Source organism: Histidinibacterium lentulum (genome assembly GCF_003789055.1).
GTDB lineage: Bacteria > Pseudomonadota > Alphaproteobacteria > Rhodobacterales > Rhodobacteraceae > Oceanicola > Oceanicola lentulus.
The window spans coordinates 343,334-367,096 of record NZ_ML119084.1 but is presented as its reverse complement, the minus strand read 5'-3'; the positions used below and the strand labels follow the sequence as shown (position 1 = coordinate 367,096).

The window sequence follows — 23,763 nt, the reverse complement described above, 5'->3', positions numbered from 1 at the left end:
CGACCATAAGGAGCCACCCATGGCCAAGGAAAAGTTCGCCCGCAACAAGCCGCATGTGAACATCGGCACGATCGGTCACGTGGACCACGGCAAGACGACGCTGACGGCGGCGATCACGAAGTATTTCGGCGACTTCCGCGCCTACGACCAGATCGACGGCGCGCCGGAGGAGAAGGCCCGCGGGATCACGATCTCGACGGCGCATGTGGAATACGAGACCGACTCGCGCCACTACGCCCATGTCGACTGCCCCGGCCACGCCGACTACGTGAAGAACATGATCACCGGTGCCGCGCAGATGGACGGCGCGATCCTCGTGGTGAACGCCGCCGACGGCCCGATGCCGCAGACGCGCGAGCACATCCTGCTGGGCCGCCAGGTGGGCATCCCGGCGATGGTCGTGTTCATGAACAAGGTCGACCAGGTCGATGATGCGGAGCTCCTGGAGCTCGTCGAGATGGAGATCCGGGAGCTTCTGTCCTCCTACGACTATCCCGGCGACGACATCCCGGTGATCCCGGGCTCGGCGCTGCACGCGATGAACGGGACGGAGCCCGCGATCGGCGAGGAAGCGATCCGCAAGCTGATGGCGGCGGTGGACGAGTACATCCCGACGCCGGAGCGGGCGATCGACATGCCGTTCCTGATGCCGATCGAGGACGTGTTCTCGATCTCGGGCCGGGGCACGGTGGTGACGGGCCGGGTCGAGCGCGGCGTGATCAACGTGGGCGACGAGATCGAGATCGTGGGCATCCGCGACACGAAGAAGACGACCTGCACGGGCGTGGAGATGTTCCGCAAGCTTCTCGATCGCGGCGAGGCGGGCGACAACATCGGCGCGCTTCTGCGCGGCATCGACCGTGAGGGCGTCGAGCGGGGGCAGGTTCTCTGCAAGCCCGGCTCGGTGAAGCCGCACACGAAGTTCGAGGCCGAGGCCTACATCCTGACGAAGGAGGAGGGCGGCCGCCACACGCCGTTCTTCGCGAACTACCGGCCGCAGTTCTATTTCCGGACGACGGACGTGACCGGCACGGTGACGCTGCCCGAGGGCACGGAGATGGTGATGCCGGGCGACAACCTGAAGTTCGAGGTGGAGCTGATCGCGCCGATCGCGATGGAGGACGGCCTGCGCTTCGCCATCCGCGAGGGCGGCCGCACCGTCGGCGCCGGCGTGGTCTCGAAGATCCTGCAGTAACGACCGGGCAGGGCGGGTCCGACCCCCCCCCCCGCAACAGTCAGGGGCGCCCTCCGCGGGGGGCGCCCTTTCACGTTCCGGGGGCTTTCGCTCCCGGTCCCTGCGGCTAGGCTGGGCGGCATGAATGCCGATCCGATCCATTTCGCCGTGCGCCTTTCGGACGGGGCCTGGCTTCACGAGGCGGACGCGGTGGTGGCCGCGCTCGAGGCGGAGGGGTGCGCCTGGGCGCATCTGCAGGCGGATCATCACCGCGCCGAGGACTGGATCGAGGCGCGGCTCGGACATCTGCCGGAACCGGTGCGGGAGGCCCTGACCGCGGGCGAGACCCGGCCCCGGGCGATGCATGTGGGCGGGGGTCTGCTCCTGAACCTGCGGGGCGTGAACCTAAATCCCGGCGCGGAACCCGAGGACATGGTCTCGCTGCGGATCTGGGTGGACGCGCGCCAGATCGTGACCCTGTCGCGCCGTCCGCTGCGGACGGTCGAGCGGATGGCCGACCTCTACCGCGCGGGACACGGGCCGACGCGGCCGGGTGCATTCGTGGCGTTGCTGGTGGAATGGCTGACCGACCGGATCGAGCAGGCGGTGGAGGAGCTCGACGACCGCACCGATGCGCTCGAGGAGCGGCTGATCCGGGGCGACAGCGAGAACCTGCGCGCGGACATCACGGACATCCGCTCGGCGCTGGTGGATTACCGCCGCTTTCTCGTGCCCCAGCGCGACGTGGTGGGGCGGCTGACCCTGCCGCGCGAGAGCGACCTGCTGTCCCGCGAGGACCTGCTGGAGCTGACGGAATCGGAGGATGCCATGCGGCGGCTCGTGGAGACGCTGGAAAGCGTGCGCGACCGGCTGCTGGTGATCCGGGACGAGTTGCAGGGCCTGTCGGATGCGCGGCTCAACCGCAATCTCTACATCCTGTCGGTCGTCTCGGCGGTGTTCCTGCCGCTGAGCTTCCTCACGGGGCTCATGGGGATCAACGTGGCGGGGATGCCCGGCGAGGGCTGGGAGCCGGCCTTCTGGGTGTTCACCGGAGGCTGCGGCCTGCTGTTCCTGGTGCTGCTCGTGGCGATGTGGCGGCTGCGGGTGTTGCGGGTGCGGCGGTAGGGGCCGGCGGCCGGGCCGCCGGAGCCCGGCGTTGCGGCGCAGGGTTTCGCGGCGCGTCCGACCGGCGTATACCTGCGACGGCAGGCCGGGCGGATGTCCGGCCGCGGCACGGGGCTTGCCAGCCCGACCGATGGAGGGACCGATGGACAAGACCGCAGCCTGAGCCGCTCTTCCAAGCCACTCCTGCCTGCGAGGTCTGCCATGCCTGCTCCGCTGCCCGCGTCCGGTACGCGCAATCCGCTGATCCTGCCCGACGCCACGGCCCATCCCGGGACCGTCTTCCTGGCCGCCGCCATCGACCATCCGCGCTGGGAGGTCGGCGCCTACAGCTATGCCTCGGCCGACGTGCCGCCAGAGGACTGGGCCATGGCGCTCGCGCCCTATCTGCACCCGATGCAGGCCGAGGGCCTGACGATCGGCCGGTTCTGCCAGATCGCGCAGGGGGTGGAATTCCTCGAAGGCGCGAATCACCGGCGCGACGGGTTCTCCTCTTACCCGTTCTTCATCTTCACGGGCTTCGGCGCGGACCGGGCGTCGATGCCCGCACCGGGACCGGGGACGGAGATCGGCCATGATGTCTGGATCGGGCGCGACGCGAAGATCCTGCCCGGCGCGCGGATCGGGTCGGGCTGCATCGTCGGCGCGGGCGCCGTCGCGGGCGGCCGCCTGCCGCCCTATTCCGTCGTCGCGGGCAATCCGGGGCGGGTGGTGCGACGCCGGTTCGACGGGGCGACCATCGCGGCGCTGCTCGAGATCGCCTGGTGGGACTGGCCGCCGGAGCAGATCCTCGCCGCGGAAGCCGCGATCTGCGGCGGCGACCTCGCCGCGTTGCGGGCGGCTGCGGAAGGCTGACCCGCCGACCGTCCTGCCGCAGCGGAAACGCCTTGATCTTCCCGCTGCGTCAAGCAAGGCTTTTGCCCGGAGGGTGGCAGGGCCCCGGCGATCTCGTCGGCGGTCATGGAGCGGGCCGTGACCTCGCCGCGTGCCGGGTCATGGCCGGAAGGCCGCCCGTCCGGATGAAACCTCCCGGGCGGCATGACGGCGCTGCGCGGACGCAAGAAGGAAAGACCGACCATGGCCCGAGTGATCGCCCGCCAGAGCTTCAACATTCCCGCCCTCAGGTTCAGCGATCTGCTGGACGACGATGCGGAGCTTCTGGACAACGTCAACAATACCTACCGGGGCGACCGTTACACCGACGTCATCGTCGTCGAGACCCCGGGCAGCGCGGGCTTCATGGCTTTCGGCGGTCCGAACCTGACCCTGAACCCGACCAGCGGCACCGTGACCGGGGTGCTGATCCAGAGCTTCACCACGGATACCGAACAGCTCTACATCTCCGGGATCAGCGTGCCGGCGGCACAGATCGAGGCGGCGATCCGGACCACGAGCCAGGTCGACGATTTCGCCGTCTGGGCCCGCATCTTCAAGGGCGCGGACGATGTCTACCTGTCCGGCTTCGCCGATGTCGCCCGCTTCGGCCAGGGCAACGACTTCATCCGCGGCTTCGGCGGCGATGACAGCCTCTGGGGAGAGGCCGGCAACGACATCATGCTCGGCGGGGGCGGCGACGACTACCTGTCCGGCGGGGGCGGTCGGGATTTCATCCGGGGCGGCGCCGGGGACGACACGCTCGAGGGCGGGGGCAACGACGACAACCTGGCCGGCCAGGCGGGGGACGACACGCTGAACGGCCAGCAGGGGAACGACTTCCTCAACGGCAACGGCGGCGACGACAGCCTGATGGGCGGCGGCGGCAAGGACATTCTCGTGGGCGGCGGCGGCAACGACACCCTGTCCGGCGGCGGCAACGACGACCGGCTTCTGGGCGGCGCAGGCAGTGACGTCCTGTTCGGCGACATCGGCAGCGACGAGCTGTTCGGCGGCGGCGGCGACGACATCCTGTTCGGAGGCGGCGGCCGGGACCGGCTCGATGGCGGCGGCGGTGACGATACCCTGACCGGCGGACGCGGGGCCGACGACTTCGTCTTCCGCAAGTTCTACGGGCGGGACGAGATCACCGATTTCGAGCTGGGGGTGGACCGCCTCGCGCTCGATCCGGCCCTCTGGGGCGGCGGGCTCACGCTCGAGGAGGTCGTGGAGCAGTTCGGGTTCGTGTCCCAGAGCGGGGTCGGGGTCGCGCCCGTCGTCGGGCTCGACTTCGGGTCGGACGTCATCCGCTTCACCGGTCTGAATGTGGACGGGCTCACATTCGCGCAGCTGGCCGACAACCTCATCCTGTTCGGCGATCTCTGACCGGGCGGCGAGGGCGGGACGCGCCGGGTTTCCGGCGCTATCCGCTTGACCGCCCGACCGGCTGTGCATAGGGATCACGGGGCCTGAAGGGGTATAGCTCAGTTGGTAGAGCATCGGTCTCCAAAACCGAGGGTCGGGGGTTCGAGTCCCTCTGCCCCTGCCAGGCCCTCCGCCTCCCGCATCGACGAGACCTCCGCCCGGCCCGAGGGATGGCCCGGGTGCGTGGCGGTGCATCTCGGGGCGCACAAGACAGCCTCCACCCATTTCCAGAAGGGCCTGCGCCGGGGCGGCGAGGCCTTCGTCGCGGCGGGCGCGGCGCTCTACACGCCGCCGGAGCTGCGGCGGGCGGGGGAGAAGCTGAAGGACCGCCTGGGCCTCTCCTTCGTCCGGGGCGGGCGGCGCAAGGACTGGTCGCCGGAAATGCTGGCGCGCACGGCACGGGGGCACGGGCGGCTGGTGCTCAGCGAGGAGAACATCCTCGGCCAGATGTCCGGCACCGCCGGGCGGCCCGAGGCGCGGCTCTATCCCCAGGCGGGCGCGCGGGTCGCGGCGCTGTCGGAGGCGGTGGCGCCGCTGCCGCTGATGCTGTTCCTGACGATCCGGGAACCGGCGGGCTTTCTGGCCTCGGCCTGGTCGCAATCTCTCTATGGCGGCTACGGCGAGAGTTTCGAGACCTTCGCCGGGCGCATTCCGCTCGAGGGGGTGGACTGGTGCGGGCTGGTGGAGTGCCTGCTGGCGGCGCCGCGCGTGGCGGGCGTCACTGTCTGGCGCAAGGAGGACTATCCCGCGGTGGCGGTCGCCGCGGCGAATGCGCTGGCGGGGGCGGAGATCGCGCGGGAGGACTGGTTCGACCACGCCGCGCTGCATCGGGGTCTCTCGGCGCGGGGAGCCGCCCATGCCCTCGCCGCGCCGCGCGGCAGGGCCCGCGCGAAAGCCGCGGGCGAGGCGCGGCGCCTCTATCCGACAGGCCCCGACAACCCGCCGTTCCGGCCTTTCGACGACGAGCTGACGGCGCTCGGCGCGGAGTTCTATGCCGCGCAATGGCGCAGGCTTCGGGCGATGCCGCAGGTGCGCTGCCTCGAACCGGCGAGGCTCGCCCCCGCGCAAGGGGGTTGAATCGCGCGCCCGCGCCCCGTATCTGCCGCCCATCGCCGCGTAGAGAGAGCGTCCATGGCCCGCACCAACCCCGCCCAGTTCATCAGCCAGGTCCGTGCCGAGGTCTCCAAGGTCGTGTGGCCCACGCGGCGCGAGGTGACCATGACCACGATCATGGTGTTCCTGCTGGCGTCGGTCGCGGCGATCTTCTTCTTTTTCGTCGATCTGGGCATCCGCAGCGGTCTGCAGGGCATCCTGAGCTTCTTCTAGGCGGGTCTGCCGCATTATCGTCCCGAAGTGGCCGCGCCCCTGTCGTGGGCCGGCCGCCGTGTGGCCCGGTTCCGGTCGTTTCCTTCCTTGTGGCGAACACGAGGCAGGATCATGGTTTCGGGACTTTTCTCCAGCAAGCTGCCGCGCGGGTCGGGGCTGGCGCTCCTGACGGTCGTGCTGATCGTTCTCGTCCATCCCGCCGCTGCGGCACTGGTCCTCGGGCTCGCCCTCGCGGTCCGGTTTCTCCTCAGGGGTCCGGCGCTGGACCTGCAGCCGCCCACCGCGGACCGGCCGACGTGGTCCGAGGCGGGCGCCCATGATCCGATGGCCTCCAACCGGTGGCAGGACCCGCCGCAGCCGTCGCGCCCGATGGGCCCTCCCGACCGGCACGGCGGCGCCTGAGCCTCTTGCAACCGGCGGGGCAGGACGCTAGACGCTTCAAACTCCCCCGACATGGCGCGCTGCGAATCGAGCTGCGCGCCAGTTTTTTGTCTGAGGGGTCCAGGTAGGATACGCCCGGAAAGGTCGAGGAAACATGGCGAAGCGGTGGTATTCGGTAAGCGTTCTCTCGAACTTCGAGAAGAAGATCGCCGAGCAGATCCGGACATCGGTGGCCGAACAGGGCCTGGAGGACCAGATCGACGAGGTGCTGGTCCCGACCGAAGAGGTCATCGAGGTCCGCCGCGGCAAGAAGGTCTCGACCGAGCGGCGCTTCATGCCGGGCTATGTGCTGGTGCACATGGAGATGTCCGACGAGGGCTATCACCTGATCAACTCGATCAACCGTGTCACCGGCTTTCTTGGCCCCCAGGGGCGCCCGATGCCGATGCGCGACGCCGAAGTCCAGGCGATCCTCGGCCGCGTTGCCGAGGGCGAGGAAACCCCGCGCACGCTGATCCATTACGAGATCGGCGAGAAGGTGAAGGTGAACGACGGACCGTTCGAGGATTTCGACGGAACCGTCGAGGAAGTCGACGAGGACAACCAGCGCCTGAAGGTGTCGGTGTCGATCTTCGGCCGCGCCACGCCGGTGGAACTGGAATTCACCCAGGTGACGAAGCAGTAGGGTGCAGGCGGCACCCCGGCTTCGGGGTGTGCGCGGCTTATCTCCGGCCTGCGGAGGCCGTGCGCCCGGGTCACGTCATCCGGCGATGGGGATGAGGGCCGGGACCCGGTTCATGCTGCTGTAGTCGTTGATGCAGGTGACGGTGACGCCGCCCGCCTGGATCGTTCCGCCGACCGACAGGCACTCCGCGGCCCCGACCCCGTTCAGCACGAGGACGGCGAGCGCGGTGCCGCCGCCGAGCACGAGGCCGAGTCGGCGGACCCTTCGTCCGGCCCGGTCGGCGCGGCTGTCCTGGCGGGGGATGTCCTGAATCGTCATCGGGAAAGGCTCCATCGGCAGTTGCGGCGTGGAGCCACCTAGACCCTTCCATGATGGCACAATCCCGGCGGGATCGGACCCCTTCGAAGGCACGGCGGGCGCTCAGCGCTCGGTGGCGCCCTTGCCGGCGAGGATGCGGGGGCGGAACTTCGCGATGCGGGCGATGCGGGTCTCCGGCTTCTTCGCCCCGGAAAGGGCGATGGCGTAGCTGCGCTGACGGCCGGGAGTAAGGGCGTGGAAGGCCTCGGCGAGTTCCGGGTCGGTGTCGAGCGCCTCCGTCAGTTCCTCGGGCAGGTCGGGGGCGGCGGGATCCTTCGGCGGTTTCACGCCGCGCTCGGCATAGTCCTTCGCCTCTGCGAGGTAGGCGCGGATCATGTCGGCCCGTCCGATCACGTCGGAGACATGGCGGAACCGGAGCATGTCGGGATGCCGGGTGTTCGGGCCCTGCCGCTCCAGCGCGCCCTCCGGATCCGTCATCAGCGCGGCGTTGAAGAAGCTCAGCCGGACATCGCCGCGGTGGGCGCCGAGGATCGCGATGTTGCGCCCGCCGTGTTCGTAGCAGGGGTGGCCCCACTTGACGGCCTCGGTCAGCCCCGCCTCCCGGCAGAGCGCGCGCAGGCTCGCAAGGCTCTCCGACCACAGGCGCGTGGCGCAGTCGGGCGTGTCGAAGCGGGCGCAGCGGCCGCAGCCCCTGGTGAAATAGTCCTCGATATCGGTGATCATCGGCGCCCTCCCGCGGCAAGACTAGAGACGGGCGCAGCGGATGTCACCGCGCCGCGGCTTGCATCGGGCGAAGAGGCGCTGTAACGGCCCCCCCTGTCGCCTTCGGGCGGCGCCCATGTGGGAGGCGAGGGTCACGCGTGATCCGGACCGGACCACATCAACCGATCCCGCGCGGGCGCGCCTGCGGCGGGAGTTGAGAAAGGAGCGGCCACATGGCCAAGAAAGTCATCGGGCAGCTGAAGCTGCAGGTCAAGGCGGGGCAGGCGAACCCCTCTCCGCCGGTGGGCCCCGCGCTCGGTCAGCGCGGCATCAACATCATGGAATTCTGCAAGGCGTTCAACGCGAAGACCGCCGAGATGGAGCCGGGCGCCCCGTGCCCGACCGTGATCACCTACTACCAGGACAAGTCCTTCACCATGGAGATCAAGACGCCGCCGGCGTCCCACTATCTCAAGAAGGCCGCCAAGCTGCAGTCGGGGTCGAAGCAGCCCGGCAAGAGCACCGCGGGCACTGTCACGGTCGCGCAGGTGCGCGAGATCGCCGAGGCGAAGATGAAGGATCTGAACGCCAACGACGTCGAATCGGCGATGCAGATCATCCTGGGCTCCGCCCGCTCCATGGGCATCGAGGTGAAGTAGGATGGCAAAGATCGGAAAACGCACCCGCGCCGCACGCGAGGCCTTCGGCGGCCGCGAGAACCTCTCCGTCGCCGAGGCGGTCAAGCTGGTGAAGGAGAACGCCAGCGCGAAGTTCGACGAGACCGTCGAGATCGCGCTGAACCTCGGCGTCGATCCGCGCCACGCCGACCAGATGGTCCGCGGCAAGGTCAGCCTGCCCGGCGGCACCGGCAAGGACGTCCGCGTGGCGGTCTTCGCCCGCGGTGACAAGGCCGACGAGGCCAAGGCCGCCGGCGCCGACATCGTGGGCGCCGAGGACCTGATGGAGACCATCCTCGGCGGCACCATCGAGTTCGACCGCTGCATCGCCACGCCCGACATGATGCCCGTCGTGGGCCGTCTCGGGAAGGTGCTCGGCCCGCGGAACCTGATGCCGAACCCGAAGGTCGGCACGGTGACGATGGACGTGAAGGGCGCCGTCGAGGCCGCCAAGGGCGGCGAGGTCCAGTTCAAGGTCGAGAAGGCCGGGATCGTCCATGCCGGGATCGGCAAGGCCTCGTTCGATGCCGGGAAGCTGGAGCAGAACATCCTCGCCTTCGTGGACGCGGTGCAGAAGGCGAAGCCCGCGGGCGCCAAGGGCACCTACCTGCGCAAGGTCTCGCTGAGCTCCTCCATGGGGCCGGGCGTGTCGATCGACGTGACGAGCGCGACGGGCAACGCCTGAGGCGTTCGACTGGTCCATGCGGTTCGGGACGATCAGAAGACTGTCGGGGCGCCCGTGAGGCGCCCCGACCTGTTTCTGCATGTCGGCTCCCACAAGACCGGGACCACGGCGATCCAGAAGCACTTCGCGGGCTGCCGTGACGACCTGCCGAGGGATGGGGTTCTGTACCCGGAACCCGGCGCGGGCGCCTCTCACAACCACAACGCCATCCTGCTGCGCCTGAGCCGCGATCCGCGGTCGCCCGAGGCCCATGGCTTCGCCCGCCGGGTGGCGGCGGAGGCATCGGGGATGCGGGCGGTCCTTCTCAGTGCGGAAGTGGCCTACCGGGCTGCGGCCGGCGAGGTGCACTGGGCGTCTCCAGGCTTTGCCAAGGCCCGCCGGGACTTGATGGAGCAAGTGATCGCGCTGTTCCCCGGCTTCTCGCCGCGCTTCGTGCTGTGCCTCCGCCGTCCCGACCGGCTGGCCGAGGCCTACTACGCCGAGACCATGGTGACCACGCCGGACGCTCCGGATTTCACGGAGCACCTCGCCACCAGGCCCTATCGGTACGATTATGTCGGGCAGGTCCAGATGTTCCGGTCTGTCGCTCCGCTGACGCTCATCGGTTACGAGGCGGCGACGTCGTGCGGACTGGTCGCGACGTTCCGCAAGCTTCTGGGCCTGCCGGTCGCGGACGACTCCGAGATCATCGTGCGTCCGTCGGTGGCGATCCGGGCGCAGGCGTGGCTCCGCGATGCGAAGCGCGCCTCGGTCGTCGATCCTGCCGATCTTCGTCGGAGGTGGCGCTTTGCGCTCGAACGCGGCAGCGGAGCCCCGTTCAATGGCCCGCCGGCATCGTTCTGGCCCGACGGCGCATGTCGGCGGAGCTTCGTGGCCCGATCGCTTGCCGGTTTCGACGAGCTGGAGTTCGACGTTCCGGGCGATCCTCCGCCGCTGCTCGACTGGTCTGCGGGGGATCAGGAAGAGGCGGAACACGCCTACCGGGATTGGACGCGGCAGAATGCGGAACGCCTCGCGGCACGGGCGGCGGCGGGGCTTCGCGCATTCGAATGAGCCCGGGAGCCGGAAATGCGGGAAGGCCCGTTGTCAAGTGAAAGTTCGCGGGCACGGGTTGCGCCCGATCAGCAAGCGCGCTAGGGGAGCCCTCCGTATCGGTGCGCAGGTGACTCGGACCGCTACGATTCGTCCGAGACGGTGGGCTGCCCTCATGGCGCTAAGTCCTGCCCGAGACGGGAAAGACCCAAGTTTCTTCCGGTGAGCCGCATGGCACCGCCGGGGCGTTCTTGGACGGACCCGTAAGGACCCGATGGCCGGGCTCTTTCATGGGGGTCCGGCTGAACTGAGCCGGAGGTATCCCCTCCAAACTTGGAGTGAACTGTGGATAGAGCCCAGAAAGAAAAGGTGGTCGAAGAACTCGGCCAGATCTTCGAAAGCTCTGGCGTCGTGGTGGTGTGCCGCTACGAAGGTCTCACGGTTGCCGAAATGCAGGACCTGCGCGCGCGCATGCGCGAAGCGGGCGGGTCCGTGCGTGTCGCCAAGAACAGGCTCGCCAAGATCGCCCTGGACGGCAAGCCCTGCGAAAGCATCGGTTCGCTGCTCACGGGCATGACCGTGCTCTCCTACAGCGAGGACCCCGTGGCCGCGGCCAAGGTCATCGTGAAATACGCCAAGGACAACCAGAAGCTGGAAATCCTGGGCGGCGCGATGGGAGAGACGGCGCTCGACGCCGATGGTGTGAAGGCGGTTTCCGAAATGCCGTCCCGCGAGGAGCTCATCGCTTCCGTCGTGGGCTGCATCGGGGCTCCCGCTTCGAACATCGCCGGCGCGATTGGCGCGCCCGCCAGCAACATCGCTGGCATCCTCTCGACCCTCGAGGAGAAGGCCGAGGCGGCATAGGCATCCCGGACCGACGTGTGGATCAAGACCCACGCGCCCGAACACATCTAGTCAAACGGAACGCATGACATGGCTGACCTGAAGAAACTCGCCGAAGAGATCGTGAACCTCACGCTGCTCGAGGCCCAGGAACTGAAGACGATCCTCAAGGACGAATACGGCATCGAGCCCGCCGCCGGCGGCGCGGTGATGATGGCCGGTCCCGCCGCCGGTGGCGAAGCCGCCGCCGCGGAAGAGGAAAAGACCGAGTTCGACGTCGTCCTAAAGAACGCCGGCGCGCAGAAGATCAACGTGATCAAGGAAGTGCGCGCGATCACCGGTCTCGGCCTCAAGGAGGCCAAGGACCTCGTAGAGGCGGGCGGCAAGATCAAGGAAGGCATCGCGAAGGCCGAAGCCGAGGAGATCAAGGGCAAGCTCGAGGCTGCCGGCGCCGAGGTGGAGCTGGCCTAAGGGCAAGGTGGGTTGGAAACCCACCCTGTGGAAGGTGGGTTGAAAACCCACACTGCGGGGTGTGGTGTCCGGCCCGCGACGCCGCGTCGGGCTTGAACCGCGCGGAAAGATGCACAAATGGCGGGGTCCGGCCTTGGTGCCGGTCCCCGTCAACCCTGTCTCAGAGACGGCATCCGCGGATGCCGCCTCTCGGGCAGGCACCAGGATCGAGAGGCGGCCGGTGGGACGGCCGCCAGGAATGGATCCCCGTGTCATCCCTTCTCGGGAGAGGCCGCGCCGTGGCCCCGGCGGCGTGAGAGCCTCAGAGAGATAGCAAAGGTGACGCACCACATGGCTCAGACCTTCCTCGGCCAGAAACGTTTGCGCAAATACTACGGCAAGATCCGCGAAGTGCTGGAGATGCCGAACCTCATCGAGGTCCAGAAATCCTCCTACGAGCTGTTCCTCGCCTCCGGCGACGGCCCCAAGCCCGCCGACGGCGAGGGGATCATGGGCGTGTTCCAGTCCGTGTTTCCGATCAAGGACTTCAACGAGACCGCCGTGCTCGAGTTCGTGCGCTACGACCTCGAGAAGCCGAAGTACGATGTCGACGAGTGCATGCAGCGCGACATGACCTACGCCGCGCCGCTGAAGGTGACGCTGCGGCTGATCGTGTTCGACGTGGACGAGGATACCGGGGCGAAATCGGTCAAGGACATCAAGGAGCAGGACGTCTTCATGGGCGACATGCCCCTGATGACGCCGAACGGCACCTTCATCGTCAACGGCACCGAGCGGGTCATCGTCAGCCAGATGCATCGCTCGCCCGGCGTGTTCTTCGACCATGACAAGGGCAAGACCCACTCGTCGGGCAAGCTGCTGTTCGCCTGCCGGATCATTCCCTACCGGGGCTCCTGGCTCGACTTCGAGTTCGACGCCAAGGACCTCGTCTACGCGCGCATCGACCGCCGGCGCAAGCTGCCGGTGACGACGCTGCTCTACGCCCTGGGCCTCGACCAGGAAGCGATCATGACCGCGTATTACAACACGGTCGACTACGTCTTCGAGAAGAACAAGGGCTGGAAGACGAAGTTCTTCCCCGAGCGCGTGCGCGGCACCCGACCGACCTTCGATCTGGTGGATGCCGACACGGGCGAGGTGATCTGCAAGGCCGGCGACAAGGTCACGCCGCGCCAGGTCAAGAAGCTCCTCGACGAGGGCAACGTGACGCACCTTCTGGTGCCGCACACCCATATCGCCGGCAAGTTCGCCGCGCGCGACATCATCAACGAGGAAACCGGCGCGATCTACGTCGAGGCCGGCGACGAGCTGACGATCGAGCGCGACCGTGACGGCGAGATCATCGGCGGCACGGTGAAGGACCTGCTCGACGCGGGCGTCACCACGATCCCGGTGCTCGACATCGACAACGTCTCGGTGGGTCCGTACATGCGGAACACCATGGCCGCGGACAAGAACATGAACCGCGAGACCGCGCTCATGGACATCTACCGCGTCATGCGTCCGGGCGAACCGCCGACGGTGGAGGCGGCCTCCACGCTGTTCGATTCCCTGTTCTTCGACAGCGAGCGCTATGACCTGTCGGCCGTGGGCCGGGTGAAGATGAACATGCGTCTGGCGCTCGATGCCGACGACACCCAGCGCACGCTGCGCCGCGAGGATATCGTGGGCTGTATCAAGGCGCTGGTCGAGCTGCGCGACGGCCGCGGCGAGATCGACGACATCGACCACCTCGGCAACCGCCGGGTGCGGTCGGTGGGCGAGCTGATGGAGAACCAGTATCGCGTCGGCCTCCTGCGCATGGAGCGCGCGATCAAGGAGCGGATGTCCTCGGTCGAGATCGACACGGTGATGCCGCAGGACCTGATCAACGCGAAGCCCGCCGCGGCCGCGGTGCGCGAGTTCTTCGGGTCGTCCCAGCTGTCGCAGTTCATGGACCAGACCAACCCGCTGTCCGAGGTGACGCACAAGCGCTGCCTCTCGGCGCTCGGGCCGGGCGGCCTGACGCGGGAACGGGCGGGCTTCGAGGTGCGCGACGTGCACCCGACGCATTACGGCCGGATGTGCCCGATCGAGACGCCGGAAGGTCCGAACATCGGCCTGATCAACTCGCTCGCCACCTTCGCGCGGGTGAACAAGTACGGCTTCATCGAGACCCCCTACCGGGTGGTGAAGGACGGGCAGGTCACCGACGAGGTGCACTACATGTCCGCCACCGAGGAGATGCGGCACACGGTGGCCCAGGCCAACGCGTCGCTCGACGAGGGCGGCAAGTTCGTCAACGAGATGGTCAACACCCGCCAGTCCGGTGAATACACGCTGGCGCCGGTGGAGAACGTGGACCTGATCGACGTCTCGCCGAAGCAGCTGGTGTCCGTGGCGGCCTCGCTGATCCCCTTCCTCGAGAACGACGACGCGAACCGCGCTCTCATGGGCTCGAACATGCAGCGTCAGGCTGTGCCGCTCCTGCGGGCCGAGGCGCCCTATGTGGGCACCGGGATCGAGGGCAAGGTGGCGCTCGATTCCGGCGCGGCCATCGTGGCGCGGCGTGCGGGCGTGGTGGACCAGGTCGACGCGGCGCGGATCGTCATCCGGGCCACCGAGGACATGGATCCCGGCGATCCGGGCGTCGACATCTACCGGATGCGCAAGTTCCAGCGCTCGAACCAGAACACCTGCATCAACCAGCGTCCGCTGGTGAAGGTGGGACAGACCGTGGTGAAGGGCGAGGTGATCGGCGACGGTCCGTCGACCGACATCGGCGAGCTGGCTCTGGGCAAGAACGTGGTCGTCGCCTTCATGCCGTGGAACGGCTACAACTACGAGGACTCCATCCTCATCTCCGAGCGGATCGTGAAGGACGACGTCTTCACCTCGATCCACATCGAGGAGTTCGAGGTCGCGGCGCGCGACACCAAGCTCGGCCCCGAGGAGATCACCCGCGACATTCCCAACGTCGGCGAGGAGGCGCTGCGCAACCTTGACGAGGCGGGCATCGTCTACATCGGCGCCGAAGTGGGGCCGGGCGACATCCTCGTGGGCAAGATCACCCCGAAGGGCGAGAGCCCGATGACGCCGGAGGAGAAGCTTCTCCGCGCCATCTTCGGGGAGAAGGCCTCGGACGTGCGCGACACGTCGCTGCGGCTTCCGCCAGGGGATTACGGCACGATCGTCGAGGTGCGGGTGTTCAACCGGCACGGCGTCGAGAAGGACGAGCGGGCGCTCCAGATCGAGCGCGAGGAGGTGGAGCGTCTGAGCCGCGACCGCGACGACGAGCTCGCCATCCTCGACCGCAACATCTACGCGCGCCTGCGCAACGTCATCGAGGGCAAGACCGTCGCCAAGGGCCCGCGCGGCATCAAGGCCGGGGCGGTCATCGACGACGAAATGCTGAGCAGCATGCCCCGCGGCCAGTGGTGGCAGCTCGCCCTGAAGGAAGAGGCCGACGCGCAGATCGTCGAGGCGCTCAACGAGCAGTACGAGGCGCAGAAGCGCCAGCTCGACGCGCGGTTCGAGGACAAGGTGGAGAAGGTCCGCCGCGGCGACGACCTGCCTCCGGGCGTGATGAAGATGGTCAAGGTCTTCGTGGCGGTGAAGCGCAAGCTGCAGCCGGGCGACAAGATGGCCGGCCGTCACGGCAACAAGGGCGTGATCTCCAAGGTGGTGCCCGAGGAGGACATGCCGTTCCTCGGGGACGGCACGCCGGTGGACTTCGTTCTCAACCCGCTGGGCGTGCCCAGCCGGATGAACGTGGGCCAGATCCTCGAGACGCACATGGGCTGGGCCGCGCGCGGTCTGGGCATCCAGATCGACGAGGCGCTGCAGGAATACCGGCGCTCGGGCGATCTGACGCCGGTCCGCGAGGCGATGCGCCTGGCCTATGGCGACGACGTCTATGAAGAGGGCATCGAGGGCATGGACGAGGATCACCTCGTCGAGGCGGCGGGCAACGTGACCCGCGGCGTGCCGATCGCGACGCCGGTCTTCGACGGCGCCAAGGAGGCCGACGTGGACGACGCGCTGCGCCGGGCGGGCTTCGACGAAAGTGGCCAGTCGATCCTCTTTGACGGGCGCACGGGCGAGCAGTTCGCGCGCCCCGTGACGGTGGGCATCAAGTATCTGCTGAAGCTGCACCACCTCGTGGACGACAAGATCCACGCGCGCTCGACCGGGCCCTACAGCCTCGTCACCCAGCAGCCGCTGGGCGGCAAGGCGCAGTTCGGCGGCCAGCGCTTCGGCGAGATGGAGGTCTGGGCGCTGGAGGCATACGGCGCGGCCTACACCCTGCAGGAGATGCTGACGGTGAAGTCCGACGACGTGGCGGGCCGCACGAAGGTCTACGAGTCGATCGTCAAGGGCGAGGACAATTTCGAGGCCGGTGTGCCGGAATCGTTCAACGTGCTCGTCAAGGAGGTCCGGGGCCTCGGCCTCAACATGGAACTCCTGGATGCGGAGGAAGAGGACGCCGAGTGATGTCCCGAGTTTTCGGCGGGGGCCTGACCGGGCCCCTGCCGGGCTGTCTCTTGTCGGAGAACCCCTGAATGGATGACGAAATCCGCGCCCGTTTCGACCGGATCGACAGGTCTTTCGACGATGCGATGACACGCATCGACGAGACGCCAGGCACGATCCTGACCCGCCTGGACCGGCAGGATTCGCAACTGCAGGCGATCGTCGTGCGGCTCGATGAACAGGATGCGAGCCACGACCGGTTGATGGCCAAGGTCGACAGGCTATCCGCGAAAGTTGACAGCCTCTCCGTGCTGGCCCGCGCCGGCGAAGAAGCCATGACCTCCCTCGACGCGCTTTCCCGCCGCGTCGCCAAGCTCGAAGCCGCCAAGCGCGACCCGAATTAAAGGACTGGACGCATGAACCAGGAACTTACGAACAACCCGTTCAACCCGCTCACGCCCGCCAAGACCTTCGACGAGATCAAGGTCTCCCTCGCCTCGCCCGAGCGGATCCTCTCGTGGTCCTTCGGCGAGATCAAGAAGCCCGAGACGATCAACTACCGCACGTTCAAGCCCGAGCGTGACGGTCTCTTCTGCGCGCGCATCTTCGGCCCGATCAAGGACTACGAGTGCCTCTGCGGCAAGTACAAGCGCATGAAGTATCGCGGCGTCGTCTGCGAGAAATGCGGCGTCGAGGTGACGCTGCAGAAGGTCCGGCGCGAGCGCATGGGCCATATCGAGCTTGCCGCCCCCGTCGCCCACATCTGGTTCCTGAAGTCGCTCCCCAGCCGTATCGGCCTCATGCTCGACATGACGCTGCGCGATCTGGAGCGGATCCTCTATTTCGAGAACTACGTCGTCATCGAGCCGGGCCTGACGGACCTGCAGTACGGCCAGCTGATGACCGAGGAGGAATTCCTCGACGCGCAGGACGCCTACGGCATGGACGCCTTCACCGCCAACATCGGCGCCGAGGCGATCCGCGAGATGCTGTCGCTCATCGACCTCGAGGCGACGGCGGAACAGCTGCGCGAGGACCTCAAGGAGGCCACCGGCGAGCTGAAGCCGAAGAAGATCATCAAGCGGCTGAAGATCGTCGAGAACTTCCTCGAGTCGGGCAACCGGCCCGAGTGGATGATCATGACGGTGATCCCGGTCATTCCGCCGGAGCTGCGCCCGCTGGTGCCGCTCGATGGCGGCCGGTTCGCCACCTCGGACCTCAACGACCTCTATCGCCGGGTCATCAACCGCAACAACCGCCTCAAGCGGCTGATCGAGCTCAGGGCGCCCGACATCATCGTGCGCAACGAGAAGCGGATGCTGCAGGAATCGGTCGACGCGCTCTTCGACAACGGCCGTCGCGGCCGGGTCATCACCGGCGCCAACAAGCGGCCGCTGAAGTCGCTCAGCGACATGCTCAAGGGCAAGCAGGGCCGCTTCCGCCAGAACCTTCTCGGCAAGCGGGTCGACTTCTCCGGCCGGTCGGTGATCGTGACCGGGCCCGAGCTCAAGCTGCACCAGTGCGGCCTGCCCAAGAAGATGGCGCTTGAGCTCTTCAAGCCGTTCATCTATTCGCGGCTGGAGGCCAAGGGCCTGTCGTCCACCGTCAAGCAGGCCAAGAAGCTGGTCGAGAAGGAGCGTCCCGAGGTCTGGGACATCCTCGACGAGGTGATCCGCGAACACCCCGTCCTGCTGAACCGCGCGCCGACGCTGCACCGCCTCGGCATCCAGGCCTTCGAGCCGGTGCTGATCGAGGGCAAGGCGATCCAGCTCCATCCGCTGGTCTGCTCCGCCTTCAACGCCGACTTCGACGGCGACCAGATGGCCGTGCACGTTCCGCTCTCGCTCGAGGCGCAGCTCGAGGCGCGGGTCCTGATGATGTCCACGAACAACGTGCTGTCGCCCGCCAACGGCGCGCCGATCATCGTGCCGTCCCAGGACATGATCCTCGGCCTCTACTACGTCACGATCATGCGTGACGGCATGAAGGGCGAAGGCGCGATCTTCTCCTCCGTCGAGGAGGTCGAGCACGCCCTGACCGCGGGCGAGGTGCATCTGCACGCCCGCATCCAGTGCCGGATCAAGCAGATCGACGAGGAGGGCCAGGAGGTCACCCGCCGGTTCGAGACCACGCCGGGCCGGGTGCGGCTTGGCGCGCTCCTGCCGCTCAACGCCAAGGCGCCCTTCGACCTGGTGAACCAGCTTCTCCGGAAGAAGGACGTGCAGCGCGTCATCGACACCGTCTACCGCTACTGCGGCCAGAAGGAATCGGTGATCTTCTGCGACCAGATCATGTCGCTCGGCTTCAAGGAGGCGTTCCGCGCGGGCATCTCCTTCGGCAAGGCCGACATGGTGGTGCCCGAGACCAAGTGGCAGCTCGTCGAGGAGACCCGCGAGCAGGTCAAGGATTTCGAGCAGCAGTACATGGACGGCCTGATCACCCAGGGCGAGAAGTACAACAAGGTCGTGGACGCCTGGTCGAAGTGCAACGACAAGGTGACCGAGGCCATGATGGCCACGATCTCCGCCAAGCATGTGGACGGGAACGGCGCCGAGCAGGAACCGAACTCGGTCTACATGATGGCCCATTCCGGCGCCCGGGGCTCGGTCACGCAGATGAAGCAGCTCGGGGGCATGCGCGGCCTGATGGCCAAGCCCTCCGGAGAGATCATCGAGACGCCGATCATCTCGAACTTCAAGGAAGGCCTGACCGTGCTGGAGTACTTCAACTCCACCCACGGCGCGCGGAAGGGTCTGTCGGACACCGCTCTGAAGACGGCGAACTCGGGCTACCTGACCCGCCGTCTGGTGGACGTGGCGCAGGACTGCATCGTGCGTCAGCACGACTGCGGCACCGACCGCTCGATCACCGCGGAGCCCGCAATCTCGGACGGTGAGGTCGTGGCCTCCATCGGCGAGCGCGTGCTGGGCCGGGTCGCGGCCGAGGATGTCATCATCCCCGGCACCGACGAGGTTCTGGTGCGGCTCGGCGAGCTGATCGACGAGCGCAAGGCCGATGCCATCGAGGCCGCCAAGCTGCAGACGGTGCGCATCCGCTCGCCGCTGACCTGCGAGGCCGACGACGGCGTCTGCGCCATGTGCTACGGGCGCGACCTTGCCCGCGGCACCATGGTGAACCAGGGCGAGGCCGTGGGCATCATCGCGGCGCAGTCCATCGGCGAGCCGGGCACGCAGCTGACGATGCGGACCTTCCACATCGGCGGCGTGGCCCAGGGCGGTCAGCAGTCCTTCCTCGAGGCGGCGCAGGACGGCCGCGTCGAGTTCCGGGGCGCGCAGCTTCTCGACAACGCGGCGGGCGAGCAGATCGTCGTGGGGCGGAACATGGTCCTCGCGATCATGGATCCCGACAGCGGCGCGGAGCGGGCCACCCACAAGGTCGGCTACGGCACCAAGCTGCATGTCCGCGACGGGCAGGAGATCAGCCGCGGCACCAAGATGTTCGAATGGGACCCCTATACCCTGCCGATCATCGCGGAGCGGTCGGGCACGGCGCGCTACGTGGACCTCGTCACCGGCGTCGCCGTCCGCGAGGAGACCGACGACGCCACCGGCATGACCCAGCGGATCGTGTCGGACTGGCGGTCGGCGCCCAAGGGCAACGAGCTCAAGCCCGAGGTGCTGATCCTCGACGACGACGGCGAGCCGGTGCGCAACGAGGCGGGCAATCCCGTGACCTACCCGATGTCGGTGGACGCGATCCTGTCGGTCGAGGACGGCCAGCGGGTCGAGCCCGGCGACGTCGTGGCGCGGATCCCGCGGGAGGGTGCCAAGACGAAGGACATCACCGGCGGTCTGCCGCGGGTGGCCGAACTCTTCGAGGCGCGCCGTCCCAAGGACCATGCCATCATCGCGGAGATCGACGGCTACGTCCGGTTCGGCAAGGACTACAAGAACAAGCGCCGGATCGCGATCGAACCCGCGGACGAGACCCTCGATCGGGTCGAGTACATGGTCCCGAAGGGCAAGCACATCCCCGTCCAGGAGGGGGACTACGTCCAGAAGGGCGACTACATCATGGACGGCAACCCCGCGCCCCACGACATCCTCGCGATCATGGGTGTCGAGGCGCTGGCGAACTACATGGTCGACGAGGTGCAGGAGGTCTACCGGCTCCAGGGCGTGAAGATCAACGACAAGCACATCGAGGTCATCGTCCGGCAGATGCTCCAGAAGTGGGAGATCCAGGACTCGGGCGACACCGTGCTCCTGAAGGGCGAGACGGTGGACAAGGTCGAGTTCGACGAGAACAACGAGAAGGCCATCGCCAAGGGCGGGCGGCCGGCGACGGGCGAGCCGATCCTTCTGGGGATCACCAAGGCGAGCCTGCAGACCCGGTCGTTCATCTCCGCCGCCTCGTTCCAGGAGACGACGCGGGTGCTCACCGAGGCCTCGGTGCAGGGCAAGCGGGACAAGCTCGTGGGTCTCAAGGAGAACGTCATCGTGGGCCGGCTGATCCCCGCCGGCACCGGCGGCGCCACGAGCCGCGTGCGGCTCGAGGCCTCGCGGCGCGACAACGTGGTGATCGAGGCCCGGCGTGCCGAGGCCGAGGCCGCCGCGGCGCTGGCGGCTCCGGAGGCCGAGGACGTGATCGGCGGCGACGAGTTCGACACCGTCATTGCGGACACGACCGACAGCCGCGAGTGATCCTCCCGGACCGGTGATCCAACGGCAAGGCCCCGCTTCGGCGGGGCCTTTCCTTATGCGCCGGGCCGTGCCGGCCCGGCCGGGGGGCGCGGCCCCCCGATCCGGCGGGGCGGGGCCCCGCCGGCCCCCCGGAGTATTTCCGGCCAGATGAAGCCGGAAAGAGGCGCTTGCCCGAACCGGCTGGACGGAACGGCGCGGGGCGGCGCAGAGTTGAGCGAGGGGAGGTGGAAGAGATGAAAGCCATGGACATTCGCGTCACCGGCCGGGTGCAGGGCGTGGGCTTCCGCGCCTGGACCGTGCAGACCGCGCGCCGCCTCGGCGTCGCGGGATGGGTGCGCAACCACGCGGACATGAGCGTGCTCGCCCATGCCGAGGGGTCGGAGACCGACGTGGACGCCTTCGTCGGGGCGCTGAGGGAGGGGCCCGCCGCCGCCAAGGTGGACCGCGTGGCGGCGGTCCCCTGCGAGGCCACCGGCTGCGAGGGTTTCGCGATCCGGCCCTGAGACCGGACCGGCGCGCGAAACCGGTTTCCCGGGCCGCGCGGTTTCCCTAGCGTGGCGTCATGCTCCAGCTTCTCGGTCTCTGCCGCTTTTCCTATCCCGCGCTCGCGGACTTCCAGACGTCCCATGCCGACCTCGCGGCGCGGAAGGCCGCGCTTTTCGCGCCCGAACGGCTCGACCTGCGGCTGATGTGGTTCCGGCACATCCTGCTGCCCGCGATCCGCGCCCAGACCGATCCGGATTTCACGCTGCTCCTGCTGCTGGGCGAGGACCTGCCCGAGCCCTGGCGCGGGCGGCTTCTCGAGGCGGTGGGCGAGGTGCGGCAGATCGTGCCGGTGTTCCGACCGCCGATGAATCACCGCGCCGTCTGCCGGGAGGTGCTGATGGAGGCGCGGGACCAGGATGCGGACTGGGTCGCGGAGTTCCGGCTCGACGACGACGACGCGGTGGCGGTGGATTTCGTGGAGCGCGCGCGCCGGGATTTCGCGGCCCATGTCCGGGGGCTCGCGGAGGAGCACGGCTCGGCGCTGCTCGACTACCAGCGCGGCCTCGTGGTCGAGGCGGGTCCGGAGGGCCTCGCGCTGCATCCCCTGGTGGCGCGGGCCTGGGCGGCGGGGCTGTGCCTGATCTACCCGCCGTCCGAGCCGACCGCGCTCATGGACTATCCCCATCACCGGGTCTGGTGGCGGATGCCCTGCGTGTCGCGTCCCGAGGTGATGATGTTCCTGCGCGGCGCGCACGGGACCAACGACAGCCTCGTGAACCGCCGCGAGGGGATCACGCTGAAGATGGGCCAGCCCGCGGTGCGGCGCATCCTGAAGAGCCGGTTCGCCGTCGATCTGCCCGCGTTCCGGCAGGCGCTTGCCGCGCTCTGACCGCCGCTTGCCGCGGGCGACGCGCCCGCCTAGCCTCGCCCGGGCGGACGGGGGAGAGCGATGGAGAGACTACAGGTCCTGGGGCTGTGCCGGTTTTCCTACCCGTCGGCGCCGGGGGCGTTCGACGACGGCGGGGAAACGCTGGAGGCGCTGAGGGCGCGGCTCTATGCGCCGCGGCGTCTGGCGCTGCGGTTCCTGTGGTTCGAGCATGTGGCGCTGCCCTGCCTGCGCCGTCAGACCGACCCCGATTTCCGGCTGATCCTGCTGGCGGGCGAGGGCCTGCCTGCCGAATGGCGCGCGCGGCTGGAGGCGCTGGTGGCGGATGTGCCGCAGATCGTGCCGCTGTTCCTGCCCGAGGGCGGCGTGCACCGGGAGGTCTGCCGGGACGCCATGCGCGCCCATCGCGAGCCCGGGGCCCATGCGGTCGCGGAGTTCCGGCTCGACGATGACGACGCGGTGGCGGACATCTTCGTGGCGCGGGCACGGATGGTGTTCCGGCATGTGCGGCAGCTCTACGCCATGCGGCCCAGGGTTGCGGTGGACTTCTCCCGCGGGATCCTGCTGCGGGCGACGCCTGCCGGGATCGACCTTGCCCCGGTGATCGCCCAGCACTGGACGCCGGGTCTGGTGACCTACCGGACGCCCGATGACGAGGCCAGCCTGCTCGACGCCAACCACACCCGGCTGTGGAAGACGATGCCGGAGCTTCTCATGCCGTTTCCGCCGATGTATGTGCGGGGGGCGCACGAGGACAACGCCAGCGACCTCGCGCGGCGCTGGGACCGGGTTGACCGGTGGCAGGCGGGCGAGGAGGAACTGCGCGGCCTTGCCGCGGGCACCTTCGGGCTCGATCTGCCGGGCTTCGAGGCGGCGCTGGCGGCGTGGCGGTCCGCGGGCTGAGGCGGCGCCAGGGGCGCTTGTTGACAACCCCCCCGATTCCCCCTAAGACGCGCGCACCCTGCCGGGGCGCCCTGCGTGCCGCGGCGGTAAATCAAGGTTTCGTGGTCATGATCCGGGCCCGCTACGGCGCCCCGATCCTCTGAAGACCCACCGCACCGGTCCCCGGAGGGACCGCCTGCGGTTCTTTGCGCTTTGCGGACGCGTGCGGCGCGACAGGAAGAAGATGAACGGCGGCGCCCCGGGGCCCGCGCATGAAGACAGGAAACGGGAAGCGAGCCCTATGCCAACGATCCAGCAGCTGATCCGCAAGCCGCGGCAGCCCAAAGTCAAACGGTCCAAGTCGATGCACCTGGAGCAGTGCCCGCAGAAGCGCGGCGTCTGCACCCGGGTCTACACCACCACGCCGAAGAAGCCGAACTCGGCCATGCGGAAGGTGGCCAAGGTCCGTCTGACCAACGGCTTCGAGGTGATCAGCTACATCCCCGGTGAGAGCCACAACCTTCAGGAGCACTCGGTGGTCCTGATCCGTGGCGGCCGGGTGAAGGACCTTCCCGGCGTCCGCTACCACATCCTGCGCGGCGTTCTGGATACCCAGGGCGTGAAGGACCGCAAGCAGCGCCGGTCGAAATACGGCGCGAAGCGGCCGAAGTAAGGAGAG

Annotated in this window: 22 protein-coding genes and 1 tRNA gene; 21 read left to right on the top strand and 2 right to left on the bottom strand. The window is 68.3% G+C overall.

From position 1 onward, the window contains the following. Positions 1–19 precede the first annotated feature (19 nt). The 9 genes from tuf to nusG all read left to right on the top strand — a co-directional run bounded on the left by tuf (position 20) and on the right by nusG (position 6,986). Positions 20–1,195, top strand: coding sequence for an elongation factor Tu (tuf, locus tag EAT49_RS10155; protein WP_123642177.1), 1,176 nt, complete (start codon positions 20–22; stop codon positions 1,193–1,195). A 120-nt stretch (positions 1,196–1,315) separates the two neighbouring features. Further along, positions 1,316–2,299 (top strand): zinc transporter ZntB, encoded by a 984-nt coding sequence (locus EAT49_RS10150; protein WP_123642198.1) that lies wholly within the window; start codon positions 1,316–1,318, stop codon positions 2,297–2,299. Between the two features lie 201 nt (positions 2,300–2,500). After that, positions 2,501–3,151, top strand: coding sequence for a CatB-related O-acetyltransferase (locus tag EAT49_RS10145; RefSeq protein ID WP_123642197.1), 651 nt, complete (start codon positions 2,501–2,503; stop codon positions 3,149–3,151). A 222-nt stretch (positions 3,152–3,373) separates the two neighbouring features. Continuing rightward, positions 3,374–4,555 carry a calcium-binding protein gene (locus EAT49_RS10140; RefSeq protein WP_185020719.1) on the top strand — a complete coding sequence of 394 codons (1,182 nt, stop codon included), beginning with the start codon at positions 3,374–3,376 and terminating at the stop codon, positions 4,553–4,555. A gap of 87 nt (positions 4,556–4,642) precedes the next feature. Then, positions 4,643–4,718, top strand: a tRNA-Trp gene (locus tag EAT49_RS10135). Positions 4,719–4,777: 59 nt separating this feature from the next. After that, positions 4,778–5,671: a hypothetical protein gene (locus EAT49_RS10130; protein ID WP_123642195.1), complete on the top strand. Its 894-nt coding sequence runs from the start codon at positions 4,778–4,780 to the stop codon at positions 5,669–5,671. A 54-nt stretch (positions 5,672–5,725) separates the two neighbouring features. Continuing rightward, positions 5,726–5,920: a preprotein translocase subunit SecE gene (gene secE / locus EAT49_RS10125; RefSeq protein WP_123642194.1), complete on the top strand. Its 195-nt coding sequence runs from the start codon at positions 5,726–5,728 to the stop codon at positions 5,918–5,920. Positions 5,921–6,031: 111 nt separating this feature from the next. Then, positions 6,032–6,322, top strand: a complete 291-nt coding sequence (locus EAT49_RS10120) for a hypothetical protein (RefSeq protein WP_123642193.1) — start codon at positions 6,032–6,034, stop codon at positions 6,320–6,322. A 133-nt stretch (positions 6,323–6,455) separates the two neighbouring features. Further along, the gene (gene nusG, locus EAT49_RS10115; RefSeq protein ID WP_123642192.1) at positions 6,456–6,986 is read left to right on the top strand and encodes a transcription termination/antitermination protein NusG; all 531 of its coding nucleotides are present in this window, start codon (positions 6,456–6,458) and stop codon (positions 6,984–6,986) included. 75 nt (positions 6,987–7,061) lie between these two features. Here the strand turns inward: nusG and EAT49_RS10110 are convergent, their stop codons facing one another. After that, positions 7,062–7,304 (bottom strand): hypothetical protein, encoded by a 243-nt coding sequence (locus tag EAT49_RS10110; RefSeq protein ID WP_123642191.1) that lies wholly within the window; start codon positions 7,302–7,304, stop codon positions 7,062–7,064. Between the two features lie 102 nt (positions 7,305–7,406). Beyond that, entirely contained in the window at positions 7,407–8,027 is a 621-nt protein-coding gene (locus tag EAT49_RS10105) for a YdeI/OmpD-associated family protein (protein ID WP_123642190.1), read from the bottom strand. Between the two features lie 212 nt (positions 8,028–8,239). Here EAT49_RS10105 and rplK point away from each other — a divergent pair, with 212 nt between their 5' ends. The 12 genes from rplK (at position 8,240) to rpsL (ending at position 23,757) form a co-directional block, all read left to right on the top strand. Further along, positions 8,240–8,665, top strand: coding sequence for a 50S ribosomal protein L11 (gene rplK / locus EAT49_RS10100; RefSeq protein ID WP_123642189.1), 426 nt, complete (start codon positions 8,240–8,242; stop codon positions 8,663–8,665). 1 nt (position 8,666) lies between these two features. Continuing rightward, entirely contained in the window at positions 8,667–9,368 is a 702-nt protein-coding gene (gene rplA / locus EAT49_RS10095) for a 50S ribosomal protein L1 (protein WP_123642188.1), read from the top strand. 54 nt (positions 9,369–9,422) lie between these two features. Next, the gene (locus EAT49_RS10090; RefSeq protein ID WP_123642187.1) at positions 9,423–10,421 is read left to right on the top strand and encodes a hypothetical protein; all 999 of its coding nucleotides are present in this window, start codon (positions 9,423–9,425) and stop codon (positions 10,419–10,421) included. A 324-nt stretch (positions 10,422–10,745) separates the two neighbouring features. Further along, positions 10,746–11,264, top strand: a complete 519-nt coding sequence (gene rplJ, locus EAT49_RS10085; protein WP_123642186.1) for a 50S ribosomal protein L10 — start codon at positions 10,746–10,748, stop codon at positions 11,262–11,264. 69 nt (positions 11,265–11,333) lie between these two features. Further along, entirely contained in the window at positions 11,334–11,714 is a 381-nt protein-coding gene (gene rplL / locus EAT49_RS10080) for a 50S ribosomal protein L7/L12 (RefSeq protein WP_123642185.1), read from the top strand. Positions 11,715–12,044: 330 nt separating this feature from the next. Continuing rightward, entirely contained in the window at positions 12,045–16,187 is a 4,143-nt protein-coding gene (rpoB, locus tag EAT49_RS10075; RefSeq protein WP_123642184.1) for a DNA-directed RNA polymerase subunit beta, read from the top strand. A gap of 68 nt (positions 16,188–16,255) precedes the next feature. Then, a complete protein-coding gene (locus EAT49_RS10070) occupies positions 16,256–16,570 on the top strand; it encodes a hypothetical protein (protein ID WP_123642183.1) in 315 nt (104 codons plus the stop codon). Between the two features lie 12 nt (positions 16,571–16,582). Continuing rightward, positions 16,583–20,830 (top strand): DNA-directed RNA polymerase subunit beta', encoded by a 4,248-nt coding sequence (gene rpoC / locus EAT49_RS10065; protein ID WP_123642182.1) that lies wholly within the window; start codon positions 16,583–16,585, stop codon positions 20,828–20,830. A 242-nt stretch (positions 20,831–21,072) separates the two neighbouring features. Then, positions 21,073–21,333 (top strand): acylphosphatase, encoded by a 261-nt coding sequence (locus tag EAT49_RS10060; RefSeq protein WP_123642328.1) that lies wholly within the window; start codon positions 21,073–21,075, stop codon positions 21,331–21,333. 59 nt (positions 21,334–21,392) lie between these two features. Next, positions 21,393–22,205, top strand: a complete 813-nt coding sequence (locus tag EAT49_RS10055) for a glycosyltransferase (RefSeq protein ID WP_123642181.1) — start codon at positions 21,393–21,395, stop codon at positions 22,203–22,205. Positions 22,206–22,265: 60 nt separating this feature from the next. Beyond that, on the top strand, positions 22,266–23,105 hold the full coding sequence (locus EAT49_RS10050; protein WP_123642180.1) for a glycosyltransferase: 840 nt from the start codon (positions 22,266–22,268) through the stop codon (positions 23,103–23,105). Between the two features lie 280 nt (positions 23,106–23,385). Next, positions 23,386–23,757 carry a 30S ribosomal protein S12 gene (gene rpsL, locus EAT49_RS10045; protein WP_005621086.1) on the top strand — a complete coding sequence of 124 codons (372 nt, stop codon included), beginning with the start codon at positions 23,386–23,388 and terminating at the stop codon, positions 23,755–23,757. The last annotated feature ends 6 nt before the right edge of the window (positions 23,758–23,763 follow it).

Coding starts and splice junctions, on each gene's coding strand:
- tuf (WP_123642177.1), top strand. CDS start 20: ATGGCCAAGGAAAAGTTCGCCCGCAACAAGCCGCATGTGAACATCGGC.
- EAT49_RS10150 (WP_123642198.1), top strand. CDS start 1,316: ATGAATGCCGATCCGATCCATTTCGCCGTGCGCCTTTCGGACGGGGCC.
- EAT49_RS10145 (WP_123642197.1), top strand. CDS start 2,501: ATGCCTGCTCCGCTGCCCGCGTCCGGTACGCGCAATCCGCTGATCCTG.
- EAT49_RS10140 (WP_185020719.1), top strand. CDS start 3,374: ATGGCCCGAGTGATCGCCCGCCAGAGCTTCAACATTCCCGCCCTCAGG.
- secE (WP_123642194.1), top strand. CDS start 5,726: ATGGCCCGCACCAACCCCGCCCAGTTCATCAGCCAGGTCCGTGCCGAG.
- EAT49_RS10120 (WP_123642193.1), top strand. CDS start 6,032: ATGGTTTCGGGACTTTTCTCCAGCAAGCTGCCGCGCGGGTCGGGGCTG.
- nusG (WP_123642192.1), top strand. CDS start 6,456: ATGGCGAAGCGGTGGTATTCGGTAAGCGTTCTCTCGAACTTCGAGAAG.
- EAT49_RS10110 (WP_123642191.1), bottom strand. CDS start 7,304: ATGACGATTCAGGACATCCCCCGCCAGGACAGCCGCGCCGACCGGGCC.
- EAT49_RS10105 (WP_123642190.1), bottom strand. CDS start 8,027: ATGATCACCGATATCGAGGACTATTTCACCAGGGGCTGCGGCCGCTGC.
- rplK (WP_123642189.1), top strand. CDS start 8,240: ATGGCCAAGAAAGTCATCGGGCAGCTGAAGCTGCAGGTCAAGGCGGGG.
- rplA (WP_123642188.1), top strand. CDS start 8,667: ATGGCAAAGATCGGAAAACGCACCCGCGCCGCACGCGAGGCCTTCGGC.
- rplL (WP_123642185.1), top strand. CDS start 11,334: ATGGCTGACCTGAAGAAACTCGCCGAAGAGATCGTGAACCTCACGCTG.
- rpoB (WP_123642184.1), top strand. CDS start 12,045: ATGGCTCAGACCTTCCTCGGCCAGAAACGTTTGCGCAAATACTACGGC.
- EAT49_RS10070 (WP_123642183.1), top strand. CDS start 16,256: ATGGATGACGAAATCCGCGCCCGTTTCGACCGGATCGACAGGTCTTTC.
- rpoC (WP_123642182.1), top strand. CDS start 16,583: ATGAACCAGGAACTTACGAACAACCCGTTCAACCCGCTCACGCCCGCC.
- EAT49_RS10060 (WP_123642328.1), top strand. CDS start 21,073: ATGGACATTCGCGTCACCGGCCGGGTGCAGGGCGTGGGCTTCCGCGCC.
- EAT49_RS10055 (WP_123642181.1), top strand. CDS start 21,393: ATGCTCCAGCTTCTCGGTCTCTGCCGCTTTTCCTATCCCGCGCTCGCG.
- EAT49_RS10050 (WP_123642180.1), top strand. CDS start 22,266: ATGGAGAGACTACAGGTCCTGGGGCTGTGCCGGTTTTCCTACCCGTCG.
- rpsL (WP_005621086.1), top strand. CDS start 23,386: ATGCCAACGATCCAGCAGCTGATCCGCAAGCCGCGGCAGCCCAAAGTC.